Consider the following 20,115-nt stretch of genomic DNA (forward strand, 5'->3'; position numbering starts at 1 on the left):
GTGGGGCCCGGGGCTGGGGGGGGGGGGGGGGGGGCGCTCCCCCCCGGGCCCGTTTTGGGGGTTATATAATTTCCCCCCGGCCCCGGGCGGGCCCGGGGGGGGGCGCCCCCCCCGGGCCCCCCCCCCGCTTCTTTGTTCACGCGGCGGTCCCTCCGTCGTCACGCCGCTGGACCCGAGGCGCATACCACGGTGTCGTATCGTGATCCGGTGACCAGCTCGACAAGCCTCTCCCCTGTCGCGGAGGCGATCCGCGCGCGTCGTGCCACGGGCAGCCGTGCCGACGGTCACCGCTTGGCGCTGGTGGTGGAAGGCGGCGGCAGCCGGGGCGTGTACTCCAGCGGCATGGTGTCCGCGCTGGAAGAGCTCGGACTGGCCGGGGTGTTCGACGCCGTGTACGGCACGTCGGCGGGCGCGATCAACGGCGCCTGGCTGCTGTGCGGGCGCGCGATTCCCGGCATGCGCTCGTGGACCGATCCGGCGATCATGCGCCGCGCCATCGACCCGGCCCGGCTGCTGCGCGGGCGTCCGGCGTTCGATCTGCGCTATCTCGTGCACCAGGTGTACGACGGCGTCGAACCGATGGACTTCGCGGCCATCCTGGCCAACTCCACGACATTCCATCCGATCGCCACCGACATCCGCACCGGGCTGGCGGTGGATCTGCATCCGCACATCACCGACAAGCGCACGCTGATGCGCGCCTTGCGCGCGTCGGCGGGGCTGCCCCTGCTGGCGGGGCCGCCGGTCGCCCTCGGCGACTCGGCCTTCTTCGACGGTGGGTTGTCCGAGACGGTGCCGATCCGCACCGCGGTCCGTGCGGGCGCCACCCTCGCCCTGGTGCTGCGCACCCGGCGCGTGGACGAGAGGCGTCCGCCCGCCTCGCGCCTGCACCAGATCGTCGGCGGCGGTTATATGCGCGCCGTGGCCCCCGGCGCGTACAAGGCCTGGCTCGAACGCCCCCGCCAACAGGACATCGAGGACCGGGCGCTGGCCGATCTCGGCGACTCGGTACTGCAAATCCATCCCCCTATCGGCTCTCCCGACATCGATAGCGCCACCCGCGACACCACGCTGCTGGCAGAGGGCCTGCGCATCGGCCGGCAAGCGGTCCTCAGCGCGCTGTCCGCCGTCATACCCGCCGCCTGATCGCCCGCGGCCACCCGGCATGCGAGCACATCGCGGGCGTGGGCCGTAGCCGCCGAGATCGGTGTCGCGCTCGCCGCGTTTCAACCCACCGGCGACGTCGGGAGCCGACATAATCCCGGTCGGGACACCCGAACTCCGGCGGAAGGCCTCACCGAGCCCGAAGCGGCCTCCATCAATCGAAGCCAGCGCGACCCGCCGAAGGACGCCTCCTACCGGGTGACTCGACCGAGGCCGCCCGACGCGGTCGGCCATGAACCGCCGCGCGCCCCGTCGGCATGTTGTCGTCCTTGTCGGTGACCTGCGCGACCGGATGGCTTCGGAGGGCGGCCATGGTGGTCGTGGGCTGCGGCAAGGCGACGGGGCACTGGGTCGCGGCCATCAGCGCGGCGGTGGACCGGAAGCTCCGTAGAGCCGTGGTGAGCGGGCTGCGGCAAGGCGACAGTGCGCTGGGTCGCGGCCATCAGCGCGGGGGTGGCGTGCGGACCCGCCCACGGCGGCGAGGCGGTCGAGCCGAGAGCGCCCGCTTCGGATCGGCGTGACGCCGCTGCCCGAAGACGCTCAGCCGAGGGCGACTCGCACGCCGTTGGACAGGACGAAGTCGTGGAGTTCCAAGTGGTCGGGAGTGACCGTGGGCGGGAGGTCGAAGACCAGCTGGGTGGTGGCGGACTGGCCGGGGCGCAGCTCGAAAGAGTAGCCGAGGCGCTGTTGGGTGTTCTGCCAGATGGTCGCGGTGGCGTTGTGGTCGAACGGAGTGTTCTGCGCGTCCAGCAGGCGCTGGCCCAGCGGCAGGAACCACTTCGACTCGTCGGAGATGTTGCGCACGGCCAGCGTGACGATCAGGAACGAACCGGCGGCCGTCTGCAATCCGACGCGAGAAACGCCCGCGTCGACCTTCATCACGACGAACTCGAATTTGCCGTCGCGCACGGGTGTGCCCACCGGCGCCACGGCGGCCGGATCGGTCATCGGCGGTCCGGGCTCCTCCACCGCCACCGCGGCGGGCGGCGGCGGCGCGGGCGTGCCGGAGTCGCCGGCCCTGGTTCCGGCCGCGATCAACGCGACGCAACCAGCCGCGAACGCGAACGGCGTGAGGAACACCACCACCAGCGCGCCGATCAGCTTCGACAGCAGACTCCGCCGACGTCGCTGGACCGGCCGCCGCTGAAGCACAGGCCGCCGACCCGGACGCGGGACCGCTGGAAAGACCTTGCGCGCCTGCGCCCGATACGGCGGAGCGACCGGACCTGGCTTCGGGGACAACACCCGCGCCTGCAACGCGAGCAATCTGTCCTGCCAACCCGGCTGTCCGGCGCCAACGGCATACGGCGCGTTCCGATACCACCCTCGACGTGCTGACGACGGCTGACCCGGATGACCAGGGACCACCTGGGCACGTGCGTATCCACGCACCGATGGATCGGGTGGCGAAACAGCCTGTCCCGGGGCGGGATTCGGACTGGACCAGTCGAGCCTGGTCGCCACGAGCGTCGGCGTCGGAGCTGGCTGCGGCAGAACTTTTGTCGGGGTGGGCGTGCGCCGTCGCTCCGCACCCGGCGGTTCCGAGAACCCATCCGGTCCGGCGGGCCCAGAGGGCGGATTCGGCGAACGACCTTCTCGCGCAGGCGGACCGGCGTCGACTCCGACACCGGGCGAGGGTGGCGGCACGGCTCGCGAGTCGGCAGCACCGATCGCAACTCGCGCGGCCGCGGCGAATTCCCCTGCGGTCGGATATCTTTCGTCCGGCTCCTTGGCCATGCCCCGAGCGATGACGGCATCGAGGGCGGCGGGGATGCCCACGCACACCGAACCGGCTCTCGGGGGTGCGGCCATCAGGTGCGCGTGCATCTGCTGTGCGGGGTCGGTGTCCCCGTAGGGCCGTGAGCCGGTGAGGCACTCGTAGAGCACACAAGCCAGCGAGTAGACGTCAGCGCGGGCGTCCACCTTGCCGGTGAACCGCTCCGGCGCCATGTACGCCAGCGTGCCGATCGCCATGCCCGTGGTCGTCACGGCGGTCTGGCCGAGCCCGTGCGCGATGCCGAAGTCGATGAGGTAGGTGAAGCCGCTGGGATGGACGACGATGTTCGACGGTTTGACGTCGCGATGCACCAGCCCGAGCCGGTGCGCCACATCGAGCGCCGCCGCGACGTGACCGATGACGCCGACCGCGACGGCCGGGGACAGCCGCCCTTCGGCGAGCAGCTTGCCCGCCAGATCGGCCCCCTCCACGAACTGCATGTCGATGTAGAGGCGGCCGTCGATCTCGCCGAACCGGTGGATGCGGGGTATGTGCGGATCGCGCAGTTGCGCCACCGCTTCGGCCTCACGCTCGAATCGCTTGCGATACCCCGCGGCGGCAGCGAGTTCGGCGGGCAAGAGTTTCAACGCCACCCGGCGTGCGGCCACCAGGTCGTAGGCCAGCCACACCTGCCCCATACCGCCCTTGCCGAGCAATCGCTCCAGACGGTAATTCCCGAACCGCACCTCCCCCATCGCGAACCTCCAGTCACCGTTGACATCTGGCCGACCCGGCCTCCGCACGGAGCGGACATCGGAAATCGGCAGGTCACCGCGCGAACGCCGAAGAAATGGCCTTCTTCGGAGCGTAACCCCGCCCCGCACCGCACACCACTGTGGGCTCGATGACAATCGGTCTACTTGCCGGGTTTGGGCTTGTCCTTGCCGTGTCCCTGGTTCGCGTGGTCGGGCTTGCCACGGCCGCGCTTGTCGTCCGCATCCTGCTGAACCGGCCCGTTCGACTCGTCCACGTCGCGCACGGCGACACCGTCGGACGCGGGGAGAACCGGAAGCCAACTCGGTCGACCCGCCGACGACGCGGTGCAGGTGAGCGCGAGACCGTCCACGGTGACACTGTGCACGTCGATCGCCGGGTCGCACGGCTGACCCGCGCCGGGCAGGACGACTATGGGGGCGGAGATCGGCGTCGGCGCGGCCGTGGCGTGCGACGGCGGAGCCGACGGTGACGCGTGCTCCTGGCTCGGGGGCGGCAGCGGCGTGGCGGCCGATCCCGCGTCGGCTGTGTCCGGTCGTCCGATCCATAGCGCCCCGGCCACCGCCGCGACGAGCGCCCCGAACGACGCCAGCGCCAGACGCGGCCCGAGCGGTGTGCGCGATCCGGGCGAGGCGGCGGTGGCGGCCACCGCGCGCGGCGGCGGCAGCACGACGGTCGGCACGGCGGAGGCCAGCTCGACCGTGGTGGCGTCCCGGCCGGTCAGCGCTATGTGCGCGGCCGACGCCAGTTCCCCGGCGCTGGACCAGCGCCGGTCCGGGTCTTTCGCCATGCCGCGTGCGATCACCGCGTCGAGCGCGGGCGGGATCGCCGGATCGAACGCCGAGGCCGACGGCGGGGCCTGGAAGAGGTGGGCGCGCAGCAAACGTGGTGGCTCGCCGTCGTCGAACGGCCTGCGCCCGGTCAGGCATTCGAACAGCACACATGCCAGCGAATACTGATCCGAGCGCGGGCCCCCCACCCCGTCGAACCGCTCCGGCGCCATGTAGGCCAGCGTGCCGACCACATTGCCGGTGGCGGTGATCGCGGGCTGGTCGCTGCGGTGCGCGGTGCCGAAGTCGATCAGGTAGACCGTGCCGGCGGGAGTCACCATGATGTTGGACGGCTTCACGTCGCGGTGCACCAGGCCGGCGCGGTGCGCGATGTCGAGCGCGGTGGCCGTCTGCGCGACGATATCGAGCGCGTGCTCGGGATCCAGCCGCCCCGACCGCCGCAGCAAACCGGCCACGTCGGAGCCCTCGATGAACTCCATGTCGATGTACAGGCGACCGTCGAGCTCGCCGAACGAATGGATCGGCACCAGATGCGGCCCCCGCACCTGGGTGGCGAGCCTGGCCTCCCTGGTGAACCGCTGCCGGAATTTCGGGTCCGCCGCGTACGCGCTGGCCAGCAGCTTCAATGCGACCGCACGGTCGGTGGTGGTGTCGTGTGCGAGCCATACCTCGCCGGTGCCGCCGCTGCCCAGCAACCGATCGAGGCGGTAATGGCCGAACCACAGCTCGCCCATATCGATAGAACCTCCCGCTAGCCTTTTCGTCATGATCGAGCTACCCGAAATCCGCATCGGTATCGCGAAACGCGCAAATGCGACGACGCGGTCATCCGATCATGTCCCAGCGAGGCCGGTCGGCGTCGCGGAATTCGGCGGAGCGCTCGCGGGTCTGCCGGACCACCGGCGCGGCGGAACGGCCGAATGCTGATGGAACCGATCGAGATCAACGCGGGCGCCTGGTACTTGCGCGCCCTGCGCGCCGACGACCGCATCGACGACCGCCCCGCCCTGGCCGCGGGTGGCATCACCGAACCGGACTATGTGGCCCGGCGCGGTGCGGGCTGGGCGGAGGAGACGCACTTCTCGTGGGCGGTCTGCGAACCGACCACGGCCGAGCTGGTCGCCGAGATCGGGGTTACGCCCGCGGGTGACGGCACCGCGGCGGTGAGCGGATGGGCGCGTCCTGGCTACGAGGCCGCCTTGGACGCCGGGCTGCGGTCGGTGCACCGTTTCGTCGAAGGCGCTCTCGGGCTGCGTCCGGTCACGTCCTGATCGATCCTTCTCCCGCACCCACGACGACAACCGCCCTGGTCAGCGCATGACGCCGGTGTGCCCCGTGGAGTAGCGGCCCGGCTGCGGCCAAATGGTGAGCCCGTGCGGCCCTTTGCCCACCGGGATGCGCGCAAGCAGTTCCCAGTTGACGATGTCGATCGCGTACACCTCGTCGTGATGCCGGCCGGAGGCCCAGAAGACGCGACCGTCCGGGGAGATGTTGCCCATGTCGGGACTGCCGCCGCCGGGCACGAACCATTTGCGTACCAGCCCGTGCGCCGCGAAATCCCACACCGAGACGCTGCCTTCGTGCCGGTTGGTGATGAGCATCCGCGCGGAGTCCCGGGTGACGTAGAGGCCGTGCGCTCCCTTGCCGGTCGGCACGAAACCGGTGTTGTCGAAGGTGTGCGCGTCGAAGAGATAGACGCCGTCGGCGGTCATGTCGGCGACGAGGAAGGTGTGCCCGTCCGGGGACAGCTTCACGTCCTGCGGCATACCCGAACGACCGCCGGGCAGGTCGACCAGCTTGACGACCTTGCGCTCGGCGACGTCGAAAACCAGCATGCGCCCGGCGAATTCGCACGAGGCCAGGGCGAACCGGCCGTCGGCGGTGAAGTCCATGTGATCGACTCCCGGGCAGTCGGGCACCGCCATGGCGTGCCGCTTCTGCCAGGTTCGCGGATCGTAGAAATCCAGCGACTTGTCCGCCTCCGCGACGACGAGCGCGTACCGGCCGTCCGGCGTGTAGTACATGTTGTAGGGATCGCGTACGGGGAAGGGGTCACCAGGCTTTCCCGTCCTCGGGTCGATGGGCAACAGGCTGCCCCCGCCGATCGGCAGATCATTGGTGACATAGAGGGTCTGCAGGTCGTAGGACGGCACGACGTGCTGCGGTTCCGAGCCGCCCGCCGGGAAAGTGTCGATCACCTGGAAGGTCTCCGGGTCGATCACAGAGACCGTGTTCGACCGGCTGTTGGGGACGTACACGAGCGAGCGATGGCCGGCCACGGCGGGGCTGAGTTCCCGGTCGGCCACGTACACGTCGGTCGGTGAGAGCGGCGGCGGCATCCCCGGCAGCAGATCGGTCATGTGGGGTGGAAGCGCTGCCGTGGTGGGGGCCGCCGCGGCGGCCGGAGTCGCCATCGCGGTCGAGGCGGTCCGGCTCTGTTCGGTGCCCACCGTGCCCGCGTCGCCGGCCGCGCAGCCGGCCGACGCCGACAACAGCAGCGCGGCCACGAGGTGGGGCGCGCGGCACCGGTACATCCGCTGTCGTTTCACGCGCCGCGCCCTGCCGGAGCGTGGTGAAGACGAGAGGCCATGGGTGCGAAGCCTAGGGACCGGATCCGGCATTCCGGCGCACCCGCGCCGGAGTGCACCGGAATGTCCGGATCGCCCCTACGTGCGCTGTTCGAGGCTGGTCAGGACCCGATCCAGTGCGTCGACGGCCTCGTCCAGTTCGGCGCCGGTGACCGTCAGCGGAGGACGGAACCGGATGCCCCGTTCGCCGGTGCCCAGGATCAGCACGTGCTCGCGCTCGCGCAGCGCGGTGAGCACCTCGTCGCGCAACAGCGGCGACGACAGAGTGATCGCGCACATCAGGCCGCGCCCGCGCGGCTCGCTGACATCGGCGTGCCGGGCGGCCAGGTCGCCCAGCCGTTCGAGCAGGTGCGCCCCCAGCGGCCGGGACCGTTCGATCAGCGCGTCCTGCTCGAGCACCTCCAGGGTGCGCCTGCTGCGCACCATGTCGGCCAGGTTGCCGCCCCAGGTGGAATTGAGCCGGGAGCTGACCGTGAACACGTTGTCGGGCACCTCGTCCACGCGTCCGCCCGCCATGACGCCGCACACCTGGGTCCGCTTGCCGAACGCGACGACGTCCGGCGCCAAGCCGAGTTGCTGGTAGGCCCATGCGGTTCCGGTCATGCCGACGCCGGTCTGCACCTCATCCAGCACGAACAGCGCGTCGTTCTCGTGACACAGCCGCTGCACGGCTTGCAGGAACTGCGGACGCAGATGCCGGTCGCCGCCCTCGCCCTGGATCGGTTCGGCGATGAAACACGCGATGTCGTAAGGATTCTGCTCGAATGCCCGCCGTATCCGGGCGAGTGAGTCGGCCTCCGCCTCCTCGACGTCGAACGCGTCGGTGAGATAGGGCGACTCGATCCGCGGCCAGTCGAACTTCGGGAAGCGCGCGGTCTTCACCGGATCTGTGTTGGTGAGCGACATGGTGTACCCGGTGCGGCCGTGGAACGCGCCGGTCAGATGCAGCACTTTGGCACCGAGTTCCGGTGCGCGGCCATGTGCTTCGTTGTGCCTGCTCTTCCAGTCGAACGCGATCTTGAGGGCGTTCTCCACGGCGAGGCCGCCGCCATCGATGAAGAACAGGTGCGGTAGCCGCGGGTCGCCGAGCACCCGCACGAACGTCTCGACGAAGCGGGCCATCTCGACGGTGTACACGTCGGAGTTGCTCGGCTTGTTCACCGCCGCGGTGAGCAGCTCGGCCCGGAACTGCGCGTCCTCGGCGAGGGCGGGATGGTTCATGCCCAGCGCGTTGGAGGCGAAGAACCCGAACATGTCCAGGTAGGGGCTGCCGTCGCGTTCGTCGACGAGGCGGCAGCCGCGGGAACGGTTGAGGTCGAGTACCAAGTCGAAGCCGTCGGCCAGGATGCTCGCCGACAAGATCTCGTGGACCCTGGCGGCGGGGGTGACCGCCGGGCGGGTGCGTTCCAGTTCGATGGTCACGCCCTGAGGGTACGTAAAAATTTACGGAACCTCTACAACAAAGCGTATTAATTACACAGAATCGTCACCTGTCATAGAATGTCTGCAAGATGATGGTGCTCCGGGTGCGCACGTTGGCGGTGGCTCTGATCTCTTGGAGCAACTGCTCGAGGTGCCGTGGAGACGCCACGCGCACCAGCAGGATGTAGCTTTCCTCACCGGCCACCGAGTGGCAGGCCTCGATGCCGGGGATGTGCTGCAGCACCGCGGGGGCGTCATCGGGTTGCGACGGATCGAGAGGAGTGATCGCGACGAATGCCGACAGCAGCTGGCCGAGCGCTTCGGGATCGACGTGCGCGGTGTACCCGCGGATCACGCCGCGCGCCTCTAATCGGCGGACCCGTGACTGCACCGCGGACACCGACAGACTCGCCTTCTCGGCCAGGTTCGACAAAGTGGCCCGTCCATCGGCCATCAGTTCACGAATCAGCAGGCGATCGATGTCATCGAGTACGGGTCTTGCCGGTGTATCCGCCATCAGCGAAGGCTAACTCAGGCAGCCCGCCTCGTGTCCGGAACCTCATCTCCATCCTCCCGCTATGTGGGACAGACACGCCGCGACGCGGCCGAAAGGTACGGCGGAACAACACATGACCGAGGTACTCGACGATCAGGCCACCGAGCGTCTCGCCGCCCGCGCGGAGGCGGTGTTGCGCCAATTGGGCGCGCCGGCACCGGAACCCGGCGATCTGCTCGCTCGCACTCCGATCACCGGAGGGCAGCTGACCACCTTGCGGTCCAGTTCGCTCGACGAGGTAGACGCCGCGATCGGCCGGGCCGCTAGCGCCTTCCGGACCTGGCGCACGGTTCCTGCGCCCGTTCGGGCCGGGGTCGTGCGCGGCCTCGGCAGGCTGCTCACCGAACACAAGGACGATCTCGCCGAACTCGTCACGCTCGAGGCGGGCAAGATCCCCGCCGAGGCCGCGGGTGAAGTGCAGGAGATGATCGACATCTGCGAATTCGCCGTCGGTCTGTCCAGGCAGCTGTACGGCCACACCATGCCTTCGGAGCGTCCCGGCCACCGGTTGATGGAGACCTGGCATCCGCTCGGCGTGGTCGGGGTGATCTCGGCGTTCAACTTCCCGGTCGCGGTCTGGGCATGGAATACGGCGATCGCGCTGGTCTGCGGCGACACCGTGGTGTGGAAGCCGTCGGAGACGACGCCGCTGACGGCGCTGGCCTGCCACGCGCTGCTGCGGCGCGCGGCGTGCGAGGCGGACGCGGATCCGGAGATCCACCAGTTGATCCAGGGCGCGAGCGCCGTCGGCTCCCGTCTCGTCGACGACGCACGGGTGGCGCTGGTGAGCGCGACCGGCTCGGTGCGGATGGGCCGGTTGGTGGCGCCGCGGGTGGCCGAGCGGCTCGGGCGCTGCCTGCTCGAACTGGGCGGCAACAACGGCGCGATCGTCACCGCCTCCGCTGACCTCGACCTCGCGGCGCGGGCCATCGTGTTCGCCGCGGCGGGCACGGCCGGGCAACGCTGCACCACGTTGCGGCGGCTGATCGTGCACCGCGGCGTGGCGGGCCCCCTGCTGGACCGGCTCGAGCGGGCGTACCGGCAACTGCCGGTGGGCGATCCGTTCGACGACGGCGTGCTGGTCGGACCGCTGATCGACGGCAAGGCCTACACCGGGATGCGCGCGGCGCTGGACAAGGCCGTGACCGACGGCGGCGAACTGGTCTGCGGCGGTGAGCGAGTCGAGGGATTCGGCGACGACGCCTACTACGTCCGGCCCGCCATCGTGCGCATGCCCGCCCAGACCGCGGTGGTGCGGGAGGAGACCTTCGCGCCGATCCTGTACGTGCTCACCTACGACGACTTCGATCGCGCGATCGCCATGCACAACGAAGTGCCGCAGGGCCTGTCCTCGGCCATCTTCACCACCGACCAGCGCGAGGCCGAGCGTTTCCTCGCCGCCGACGGATCCGATTGCGGGATCGCCAATGTCAACATCGGCACCTCCGGCGCCGAGATCGGCGGCGCCTTCGGCGGCGAGAAGCAGACCGGCGGCGGCCGCGAATCCGGCTCGGACTCGTGGAAGGCGTACATGCGCCGAGCCACCAACACCGTCAACTACTCCACCGACCTTCCCCTCGCCCAAGGCATCGAATTCGGCTGATCCGAGACCGCAAATATGCCGCCCTACCAGCACGATTGGGTTGTTCGCTCCCCTGTTGTGTAGTGTTGTCCCTACCGACGCGGGGTGGAGCAGCTCGGTAGCTCGCTGGGCTCATAACCCAGAGGTCGCAGGTTCAAATCCTGTCCCCGCTACTACGAAACGGCTCGGAGCAGATCGCTCCGGGCCGTTTCTCTTTTGCCGGACCAGTCGGTACGGCAGCCGCGATCCGAGCCCGAGCAGCGCGCAGAGCGCTCGCCTCCGGACCGGGCCGGGGCGGAAAAAGCAGGGATGTCGCATACCGCGACACGTCGCATATTTGCCCGATCTCTGTCCCGCGGATCACAGCGGAATACCCGGCGGAATAACCCGCCGCATACCCATCGCCGCCGAACTTTGCAAAGCACTAGTTAAAAGATGGTTACAGCGCGGCCCTGCATTGGTGACGCCCGAGTTGTCGTGTCACGATGCTTTCCGGTCACCCGGACAATTCATCCCGAAGTGTTCTCCCGCAGGCAACCCCCGGTTCCATCACCGCACCCGGCTTGTCTCCTTCGGCGTGTTCGTAATGATTCGATCGCCAATGTCGGCCATCTCTGCGTGCAACGACGACAATTTGTGAGGAAAGTTCCGCGTGAGTGATTTCTGGAATGTGAGCACGTCTTCGGCGTGTCTGGGCGTCGGCATTTCGTTGTTCGGCGTCGTCGCCTACCTGGCGGGGATACTGGAGGGCAACACCAGGCCGCGCATCGCATCGTGGGCGGCTTGGTGCACCGCGAACACCGTGTTCGCAGTGGTGGCGTACCTCGATGGCGGCTATCTCGCCGCGGCCATCAACGCCGCGGCGGCGGCCATGAACGCGGCGGTCATCGCCGTCGGCCTCACCCGCGGGTCCGGTCTGCGACCGGAGGACAATATCGATTGGGCCTGCCTGGTTTCTTCGATCGCGTGCGTGCTGGTGACGGTCGGTGTATCGGAAAAGGCGTTCGGCGCGCTGTTCGCGATCTGCGCGAATCTCATCGCCACCATTCCGACGCTCCGGCACGTGTGGTCCGAACCGCGTGAGGAAACCTGGCAGACGTTCGCCGCGAACGCACTCGCCAACAGCCTCGGACTGCTCGGCGTGCTGATGGTGAGCGGCTTCGAATTCGCGTCCATCGCCGGGCCGATGATTTCCACGGCGGGCAATGCCGTTCTGGTCGCGCTTGCCGTCGGCCGTGCGCGAACAGCCGATGCGGCGACGGCGCCGGTGAAAGTCGGCTGATCGGCTGCGCTCGCTCAGCCTCGATGCGGTCATCGACCGCCGACCGGCAGGTCGCGCCCGGCGCCCGTCTTCCGGCGCGCGTCGGGCGCAGCAGCGCACGTGCGCGAGCGCGGCGTCCGCTACCGCTATCCTTCGATCTCAGCGACCCGATGACCAGCTGATTCGTTCCGGGCAAGAGTTCTGTCGCCGCTACGGCCGCGACACCGAACGGCTTGCCACGAATGCGAAGGAGAGAGCTGTGCGGCGCAGGGCGATGCTCAAGGGGTGTGCGGCGGCGGTCGCCGTGCCGATGTTCGCCGCCTGCGGTCTGTTGGACGGCGACGCGCGAGCGGTGGACGAGTTGGCCTTCGACCCCGACGACTTCACGACGCGGAAGAAGACCGTCGCCACTTTCGAGCGGGACAAGAAGGTGACCTATCGGTTCTACGACAACGTCGTCTACGTGGCGAAGCCGGTGGACAAGACGTATCAGAGCTTGAACATCAGCGTCCCTGTCGAGATCGAGGGAAATTCCGTCGACGCGAGCAGAGCTCCGATCCTCTTCAGCAACTCCGTCGGCGGATACCTGTCGTCGGCGGCGAAGAACGACGAGCCGGACGGCGGGGCGAACCGCAACCGCGACCTCGCGCTCGCGGCCGGTTATGTCGTGGTCGAGCCCGGTGTGCGCGGGCGCGACCTGGTCTCACCCGACGGCACGAATTACGGCGTGGCCCCCGCGGCCATCATGGATCTCAAGGCCGCGGTCCGATACCTCCGGCACAATTCCGGCCGGGTTCCGGGAAACACCGACCGGATCGTAGCCACCGGGGTCAGCGCGGGCGGCGCGCTGTCCGCGCTGCTCGCCGCCTCCGCCGACAACCGGATGTACGACCGGTATCTCGCCGAACTCGGCGCGGCGGACGCGAGCGACGCCGTTTTCGCCGCCGCTCCCTACTGCCCGATCACCGACCTGGAACACGCGGACATGGCTTACGAGTGGAACTGGGGCGCCAACCCCGTGCGCTCCGGCGAATTCGACGCGACGGCCTCGCACGATCTGAGCACGGCGTTCCCGGACTACCAGGCCGCACTGGAACTGCAGGGCGGGGACGGCTTCGGGCTCATCACGGCCGCCAACTACGGCAACTACCTGGTGCGCACCTATCTGGAACCGGCGGCGACCAAGTATCTGCACGCCCTGCCCGACGCCGACCGTTCGAGTTACTTGGCGGCCAACACCTGGATCACGTGGTCGGGCGACCGGGCGGAGTTCACTTGGCCGAACTTCCTCGCCCACGTGGGCGAGCGGAAGAAAGGCGTGCCCGCGTTCGACGCTTTCGACCTGTCCTCGGCCGAGAACAACCTCTTCGGTTCCGGCAACGTCAAGGCCAGGCATTTCACCCTCTTCAGCCTGCGGAAAGCGACGGGTGACCCGGGGGCGGTACTCGACAGCGACCTGCCCGAGAAGATCAGCATGATGAACCCGATGTTCTTCCTCCGGCAGCGCAATCCCGCCCGGGCGAAGCACTGGTGGATTCGCGTCGGCACCAAGGACACCGACGCGTCGCTGACCATTGTGGGCAATCTCGCCGCGAGTCTGGCGAATCTGGGTGACCAGGTCGACGCCGCGATGTATTGGGACGCGGGACACGCCAGCAATGAGGACGCGGCGGATTTCGTCGCGTGGATCGGCAAGGTCACCGGTTACACGGCGTGAGGCGTTTGCCGAGCGGCGAAGACCTGCCGAGGCGTCGATCCGAGCACCCACGCCGCGCCCGCCCACCCCGCGGGCCGCGCAGCCGCTAGCAGCGCGGCGGCTCGATACCGAGTTCCCGCAGGCGTTCGGCGTAGTCGGCGACGTTGGCGAGCTTGATGTCCTCATATCCGCGCACCACGTCGGCGAGGGCCGCCGCACGCACCGCGCGGTCGTAGCCCGATCGGTCCAGCGCCTCCGCGAGGTCTGTCACCATCGCGGTGTAGTGCGCCCGCAACTCGCGTTCCACGCGTCGCACGTGCGCGTATCCGAACGGATCGAGCTTGGTGCCGCGCAGGCGTTTGCCCTTGGCGAGCAAGCGCAGGGCGAAGTGGCTGCCCGGTCCCATCCCGATCTTGTCCTTGCGTCCCAGCGCGCGCAGGACCGGCGGGTGCAGCCGATAGGTGAGATTCGCCCCGTCGGGCACCTGCGCGGCGACCTCGGCCAGAAACGCCGGATCGGTGAGCAGGCGCGCCACCTCGTACTCGTCCTTGTACGCCGTGAATTTGTACAGCCCGCGCGCCACCTGTTCGCTGAACTCGGTGCGGTCGGTCACCCGGCGCTCGGCAGCCCATACGCGTTGCATCGTGGCGACGTAGTCGCGCGCCACCGCGACGCTCTGGAAGCCGATCAGTTCGACGGCCCGCAGCTCGACCAGCCGCCGCGTCTCGCCCGTCGCGGTCAGCCCGTCGAACAGGTCCGCGGGCACCTCCACAGGGGTGGGTTCGGTCGTGCGGCGGGTGGTGGCCGCGGCGAACTCATCGGGCCGCGCGATCGCGACCCGGCCCCAGCGGAAGGCCGCGAGGTTGGCGTCCACGGCAACGCCGTTGATCTCGATGGCCTCCTCGATCGCCCAGCCGGGCAGCCGCAGACCGCCGGTCTCGTAGGCGGCGCCGACCAGCAGGAAGTTCGCGGCGGCGGTGTTGCCGAAGAGCGCCTCCGCGGCGGCGAGGGCGTCGAAGGACCGCACCGAACGCGAAACCTGTTCCAATCGCCGCAGCAGCACCCCCTCGCCGGGATAGGTGACGGACCGGTCGTAGACCATGTCCCCGGTCGGGGTCTCGCTGGTGGAGGCGACCGAGACGGTCGTCGCGGCACTGCCGTAGGCCAGATTCTTGTTGTCGGTGGCGGCCAGCAGATCGAAGGCCACGATGCAGTCGGCGGAGGCGGGGGCCAGCCGGTTGGCCGGTTCCAGCGCGCCGACGGCGAAACGCAGGTGCGAGACCACCGGCCCGGCCTTCTGACTCATGCCGATCTGGTCCAGGCTCGCCACCTCGTACCCGGCGCGCATCGCGGCGGTCGCCAGGACCTGGTTGACGGTGACGATGCCGGTGCCGCCGATGCCGGCGAGGAAGACGTTCTGCGTGGTCGCCGGCGGTTCGTGCACGAGTTCCGGCAGCCGCGGCGGCCGCGGCGCGCGACCGGCTCCGCGCGGCTTCCGCTCGGCCGGATCGGGCAGCTCCACCGTGACGAACGCGGGACAGTCGCCCTTCAGGCAGCTGTAGTCGGTGTTGCACGAGGTCTGGTCGATCCGCGTCTTGCGTCCGAACTCGGTGTCCACCGGCTGCACCGACAGGCAGTTGCTCTGGACACCGCAGTCACCGCAGCCTTCGCACACCGCCTCGTTGACGACCACCCGGGTGCGGCGCACCGGCAGGGCGCCGCGCTTGCGCTGCCGTCGCGCGTCGGCCGCGCAGTGCTGGTCGTAGATCAGCACCGTGACGCCGGGGACCTCGCGCAGCGCGCGCTGCGCTTCGTCGAGCCGGTCGCGGTGCCACAGCGAGGTGCCGGGCGCGAGATCGCGCTTGCGGTAGCGCTCTGGCTCGTCGGCGCAGACGATGATGCGCCGGACGCCCTCGATCGCGAGCTTGTGGGTGAGCATCGGCACCGTGAGCGCGCCCTCGGCGTGCTGCGCGCCGGTCATCGCGACCACGTCGTTGTGCAGCAGCTTGAACGTGATGTTCACGCCCGCGGCGACGCACGCCTGCACGGCGAGCTGGCCGGAGTGGAAATACGTTCCGTCGCCGATGTTCTGGAACAGGTGCGGCACGTCGGTGAACGGCGCCTGGCCGATCCACTGCGCGCCCTCCCCGCCCATCTGGGTGAGCCCGGTGACCTTGCTGTCGCTACGGCCGGACATGGTCACCAACGTGTGGCAGCCGATGCCGCCGCCCGCCAGCGAGCCCTCCGGGACAGCGGTGGAACGGTTGTGCGGGCAACCGCTGCAGAAGTAGGCCGCGCGCTTGGCGGGCAGCACCGACAGCGACAGCGGCTGCGGCAGCGGGCGTTTCAGTTCGAGGCGCCCGTCGAGCAGGCGGCGCAGCGGCGCGGCGATGCGTCCCGAGGTCAGTTCGCCGTCGGCGGCGAACAGCGGGCGGCCGGCGTGATCGCGCTTGCCGAGGATCTCGGGTGCGCCCGCGACGCCGTAGAGGATGTCGCGAATCTGGGTCTCGACGAACGCGGTCTTGTCCTCGACGACGATCAGCCGGTCGAGCCCGGCGGCGAACTCCCGGACCCGGTCCGGCGCGACGGGATACGGCATTCCGATGCGCAGCAGGCGGATACCCGCGCCGTACAGAGCGTCGTCGTCGGCGCCGAGGTCGAGCAGCGCTTGGCGGACCGCGTCGAAGGTGGTGCCGGTGGCGGCGATGCCGATCGTGGCGCGGGCCGGGTCGACCTCGATCACGTCGAGCCCGTTGCGGGTGCTGTAGGCGCGCACCAGTTCCCAGCGGGGGCCGTAGAGGTCGGCCTCGGCGAGCAGGCTGTCGGCCGGCGCGGCCATCGGACGCTGCCGGTAGTGGAATCGCCGCCCTTCCCACTCGATTTCGGGCATGACGATATCGATGTCACCCACCGAACCGTCCACCGTCCACGCGCCGTCGGCGACGTCGGCGACGATCTTCAAGGCCACCAGGCAGCCCGACGCGCGCGAGAGGGCGACGCCGTGCAGGCCCATGGTGACGACCTCGCGGGCGTTGCGCGGGAACAGCACGGGAATGTTCATCGCGGCCAACGAGCGCTCACTCACCGCGGGCACGGTGGAGGACTTGGCCGCCGGATCGTCACCGACCAGCAGCAGGACGCCGCCGCGCGGATTCACCCCGTACATGTTGGCGTGGCGCAGCGCGTCGGTCGCGCGGTCGAGGCCGGGGCCTTTGCCGTACCAGACGCCGACGACGCCGTCGTGGGTCGGCCTCCCCGCGGGCAGATCCGCCTGGCTGCCCCACACGGAGGTCGCGGCCAGTTCCTCGTTCAATCCCGGGACGAACGAGATGTCGTGCTCGGCGAGCACCTCCGGCATGCCGGACAGCATCTTGTCGACGCCGCCGAGCGGACTGCCCTGATACCCGGACACGAACGTGCCCACCCGCCGCCCGGCGCGCAGATCGCGCACATGCTGCTCGACCAGCTGCCGCGCGATGGCCTGCACGCCGGTGAGGACAACGGTCCCCGAGCCGACGCGGTAACGGTCGGCCAGGTCGTAGGCAGCCGCGGTCAGATCGCGGTCGGCGAGCTCGGTCATAGGGATCCACCCGTCTGCCCGGCGCCGGTCCGGCGCTGAGCCTTGTTGAGCACTTGTTGCCGATATCGTGGTCCTGAAGAACTGAACGCACAACCTTTACGTGTCAAATTGAGCAGTATGCACATTCAAGAGGTACTCGGATGGGCACGAGCTAAGCACAGTGCGAGGTGCATGTGACGACGCGCACACCACCGCGGCGCGTCGATCCGGCCGTCCGCCGGTGAGCCGCACCCGTGCCACACCGCGCATCCTCCGCCGCACGCGCGCCCACCTGTGTGAAGGTGGAAAGGTGGCACTGCGCAGGATGGGCACGGCGATCGTCGCCGCTCTGACCTTCGGAACGCTGACCGCGTGCGGGCAGCAAGCGGACCCGGCCGTGCCCGCCACCGCGGAGCGCACCGAGGAAGCGGCGGCGGGAATGCCTGCCGACCCGGGACCACGGCGATTCGCGGGCGGGACGATGGTCGTCATCCCGCATGCCGCGGATCTGGAATCCAGTTCGGCACTGCCCTTCTCGGAGTACGACACCGAGGACGGGACGGACAAGCTCGGCATCCACATCCCCGGCCCGGTCGGCTGTCCGAGCATCGGGTTCACCGCGCGGGTGGAGGAATCCGCCGACCGGGTGAACGTGCGGCTGATCCACGGTCTGCATCGCGGCATGCCGCCGTGCCAGGGCGCGAACCCGGAGCAGAAGCGCGAGTACGGCGTGGTCGTCGTGGACCTGCAACGCCCGCTGGGCGGACGGACGGTGCTCAGCTTCACATGAGCCACACGACGAGGGGCAGGGCCGACGCGCGACCGGGTAGGCCGCCCCCGTTAGTGATCTTGTCGAATGGCGAGCCCCGGGCATTGTGAGTTGTCCGGTTCGTCTGTTCCGGTGCGGCGCCAGGCGGGGGTCGGGCGCTATTTTCGCAGCGGATGGTGCCGCCTTCGCGGCTACCGGCGGTCCCGGAGTCGAAGGAGGTGCGGCAGTCCGCCATGATCGACTCAGGGTCGCTGCGGCGGCGGTTCCTTCCGCTCTGCCCCGCAGCGAAGGTTCGCTGCGGCTTTCCGTGTAGTGCCGATCCGTCCGAAGCACTGGCGCCGTGGCCGGCAGGCCGCGCGACGGTGGGTCGGTGACGGCTGACTTTCGAAGGAAACCCGTGTCCAGAGTTCCGTTCCGGATCGCGATCCTGCTGGTGAGCATCGTCTCGCTGGGCCTGCTCGGCCTGCCAGCGACGGCTCAGCCCCTGTATCCCACTCCTGATCCCGACCCCTTCTACGCGGCGCCGCCCGACCTGGGGGCGCTCGCCCCCGGCGACGTCGTGCGGGCCCGCAGGATCGACACCGGTATGTATGTCGGGACCGAGGGCTGGCAAGTGGCATTCCGCTCCACGAATTCGCAGGGCAACCCCGTCATGGGCATCACGACCGTCCTGATGCCCGCCGGTGTGAAGAACCCGCCGCTGGTCTCCTACCAGGCGCTGATCAATTCGCTCGGCACCCAGTGCAATCCGTCGCGCTCGCTGTTCAACGGCGAACTGCAGGACGCGGTCGGCGCGATGCTGCCCATCGGACGCGGATGGGCGATCTCGTTGCCGGACTATCTCGGCCCTACCTCCGCGTACGGCGCGGCGCGCCTGGCCGGCATGATGACCCTCGACAGCGTCAGGGCCGTTCGCAAGGTCGCCGAACTCGGGTTGTCCGACTCTCCCGTCGCCATAGCGGGCTACTCCGGCGGCGGCATGGCCACCGCGTGGGCCGCCGCCATGCAGCCCACCTACGCTCCGGATCTGAAGCTCACCACCGCCGTTGCCGGCGGCATCCCCGCCGATCTGGAGGAAATGGCGATGTCGCTCGGCTTCGAGCCGCACCCGGGGTTCGGCCTGGCTTTCGCCGCCGCCATGGGGCTGGAACGGGAGTACCCGGATCGGCTGCCGATCTCGGATCAGCTCAACGAGAACGGTCTGTGGTTCCGGGAATTCACTCACGACGCCTGCCGCAGGTTCCTGCTCTTCCACGGCGCCTTCCGCAGCGCGGAGCAGATGGCGGCGTCCAAGAGCCTGATGGACAGCCCGGAGGCGCACGCGGTGCTGCGCGAGAACAGCCTGCGGTACTTCGACGGCGTGCCGGCCGTGCCGACCTATCTGTGGCAGGGCCGGTTCGACGAACTCACCTTCTACAAACCCGTCGCCGAGGTCGCCGACCGGTACTGCAAGGCGGGTGCGCCGGTGACGTTCCACACCGTCGACATCTCCGAGCACATGACCGCGGCGGCCGCCGGATTCGCGGACGCGTGGAACTACGTGGAGGCCAGGTTCCGCGGCGAACCCGCACCGACCAGCTGCTGAACCCGATCGAAGCGGCCCGGGAGTGCCTGTCCCGGGCCGCTCAGGCGGTGAAGTGCAATGTCCATTCGCCGCGATAGTGCAGGCGGGTGACGCTGCCGGGAGGGATGTCGATCCGCCAGAACGATTTCGGCGGGGCGTCCAGCGTCACCAGCAGCGCGGCCCGCACGACCGCCGGGTGGGTGACCGCGATCGTGGACACCGACCGCGCGGCGACCTCGGCCATCCACAGCCTGGTCCGTTCGATCACGTCCAGCACGGATTCGCCGCCGTGCCCGCGGAACGCCGGGTCGGTCAGCCAGGCATAGAGTTCGTCCTGGGGCACCGACATCAGTTCGCCGCCGCGCCAGGCGCCCGCGTCCAGGTCGCGCAGCCGGTTGTCCTCCTCGCCCGGCAATCCCAGCAACGCGGCGGTCTCCACCGTCCTGCGTTCCGGGCCGGTGAGCACCCGCTGGGCGGTGAGCGGGCCGCACCCGGCCACCGCCCGCCTGCCCGCCTCGGTGAGCGATTCGTCGACCGGGAAACGTGCCTTCCGCATCGCCTCGGTCATCCCATGGCTGACCAGGTCGAGTCTGAGCACCTTTTGCACCTGTCGAAGCGTACGGGCCGCCCTCGGCGGACGCTGTTCGTTTGCTCGCGGGTTCGGTCGCGAAT

Annotated in this window: 14 protein-coding genes and 1 tRNA gene; 8 read left to right on the plus strand and 7 right to left on the minus strand. The window is 69.4% G+C overall.

Translation table 11 applies throughout. The features are described 5' to 3' along the window. Window positions 1-207 precede the first annotated feature (207 nt). Window positions 208-1,146: a patatin-like phospholipase family protein gene (locus ACWDMM_RS32610; RefSeq protein ID WP_195080538.1), complete on the plus strand. Its 939-nt coding sequence runs from the start codon at window positions 208-210 to the stop codon at window positions 1,144-1,146. A 558-nt stretch (window positions 1,147-1,704) separates the two neighbouring features. Here ACWDMM_RS32610 and ACWDMM_RS32615 read toward each other — a convergent pair. Continuing rightward, window positions 1,705-3,636: a protein kinase domain-containing protein gene (locus ACWDMM_RS32615; RefSeq protein ID WP_449941350.1), complete on the minus strand. Its 1,932-nt coding sequence runs from the start codon at window positions 3,634-3,636 to the stop codon at window positions 1,705-1,707. A 161-nt stretch (window positions 3,637-3,797) separates the two neighbouring features. Beyond that, window positions 3,798-5,180 (minus strand): protein kinase domain-containing protein, encoded by a 1,383-nt coding sequence (locus ACWDMM_RS32620; RefSeq protein WP_449941353.1) that lies wholly within the window; start codon window positions 5,178-5,180, stop codon window positions 3,798-3,800. A gap of 192 nt (window positions 5,181-5,372) precedes the next feature. Here ACWDMM_RS32620 and ACWDMM_RS32625 point away from each other — a divergent pair, with 192 nt between their 5' ends. Continuing rightward, window positions 5,373-5,717 (plus strand): hypothetical protein, encoded by a 345-nt coding sequence (locus ACWDMM_RS32625; protein ID WP_195080641.1) that lies wholly within the window; start codon window positions 5,373-5,375, stop codon window positions 5,715-5,717. Window positions 5,718-5,756: 39 nt separating this feature from the next. Here ACWDMM_RS32625 and ACWDMM_RS32630 read toward each other — a convergent pair whose 3' ends face one another. The 3 genes from ACWDMM_RS32630 to ACWDMM_RS32640 all read right to left on the minus strand — a co-directional run bounded on the left by ACWDMM_RS32630 (window position 5,757) and on the right by ACWDMM_RS32640 (window position 8,973). Next, window positions 5,757-6,995: a YVTN family beta-propeller repeat protein gene (locus tag ACWDMM_RS32630; RefSeq protein ID WP_449941355.1), complete on the minus strand. Its 1,239-nt coding sequence runs from the start codon at window positions 6,993-6,995 to the stop codon at window positions 5,757-5,759. A 117-nt stretch (window positions 6,996-7,112) separates the two neighbouring features. After that, window positions 7,113-8,456, minus strand: a complete 1,344-nt coding sequence (gene lat, locus ACWDMM_RS32635) for an L-lysine 6-transaminase (RefSeq protein WP_357103712.1) — start codon at window positions 8,454-8,456, stop codon at window positions 7,113-7,115. A 64-nt stretch (window positions 8,457-8,520) separates the two neighbouring features. Further along, window positions 8,521-8,973, minus strand: a complete 453-nt coding sequence (locus tag ACWDMM_RS32640) for an Lrp/AsnC family transcriptional regulator (protein ID WP_039796222.1) — start codon at window positions 8,971-8,973, stop codon at window positions 8,521-8,523. 112 nt (window positions 8,974-9,085) lie between these two features. Here ACWDMM_RS32640 and amaB point away from each other — a divergent pair, with 112 nt between their 5' ends. From amaB to ACWDMM_RS32660, 4 genes are all read left to right on the plus strand, one after another. Further along, a complete protein-coding gene (gene amaB / locus ACWDMM_RS32645; protein WP_195080534.1) occupies window positions 9,086-10,615 on the plus strand; it encodes an L-piperidine-6-carboxylate dehydrogenase in 1,530 nt (509 codons plus the stop codon). 78 nt (window positions 10,616-10,693) lie between these two features. Further along, window positions 10,694-10,767 (plus strand) — tRNA-Met (locus ACWDMM_RS32650). 479 nt (window positions 10,768-11,246) lie between these two features. Continuing rightward, window positions 11,247-11,876, plus strand: coding sequence for a hypothetical protein (locus tag ACWDMM_RS32655; RefSeq protein WP_357209306.1), 630 nt, complete (start codon window positions 11,247-11,249; stop codon window positions 11,874-11,876). Between the two features lie 238 nt (window positions 11,877-12,114). Then, complete coding sequence (locus tag ACWDMM_RS32660) at window positions 12,115-13,572, plus strand: subtype B tannase (RefSeq protein ID WP_449941360.1); 1,458 nt, start codon at window positions 12,115-12,117, stop codon at window positions 13,570-13,572. 85 nt (window positions 13,573-13,657) lie between these two features. On the opposite strand, the gene ACWDMM_RS32665 is transcribed toward ACWDMM_RS32660, so the two are convergent. After that, window positions 13,658-17,131: an indolepyruvate ferredoxin oxidoreductase family protein gene (locus ACWDMM_RS32665; RefSeq protein WP_195080532.1), complete on the minus strand. Its 3,474-nt coding sequence runs from the start codon at window positions 17,129-17,131 to the stop codon at window positions 13,658-13,660. Between the two features lie 289 nt (window positions 17,132-17,420). Here ACWDMM_RS32665 and ACWDMM_RS32670 point away from each other — a divergent pair, with 289 nt between their 5' ends. Then, entirely contained in the window at window positions 17,421-17,900 is a 480-nt protein-coding gene (locus ACWDMM_RS32670) for a hypothetical protein (RefSeq protein ID WP_195080531.1), read from the plus strand. Window positions 17,901-18,297: 397 nt separating this feature from the next. Then, window positions 18,298-19,464 (plus strand): lipase family protein, encoded by a 1,167-nt coding sequence (locus tag ACWDMM_RS32675; protein ID WP_435406571.1) that lies wholly within the window; start codon window positions 18,298-18,300, stop codon window positions 19,462-19,464. A gap of 40 nt (window positions 19,465-19,504) precedes the next feature. On the opposite strand, the gene ACWDMM_RS32680 is transcribed toward ACWDMM_RS32675, so the two are convergent. Beyond that, the gene (locus tag ACWDMM_RS32680; protein WP_067803408.1) at window positions 19,505-20,050 is read right to left on the minus strand and encodes a histidine phosphatase family protein; all 546 of its coding nucleotides are present in this window, start codon (window positions 20,048-20,050) and stop codon (window positions 19,505-19,507) included. Between the last annotated feature and the right edge of the window lie 65 nt (window positions 20,051-20,115).

The organism is Nocardia sp. NPDC003726 (genome assembly GCF_053586955.1).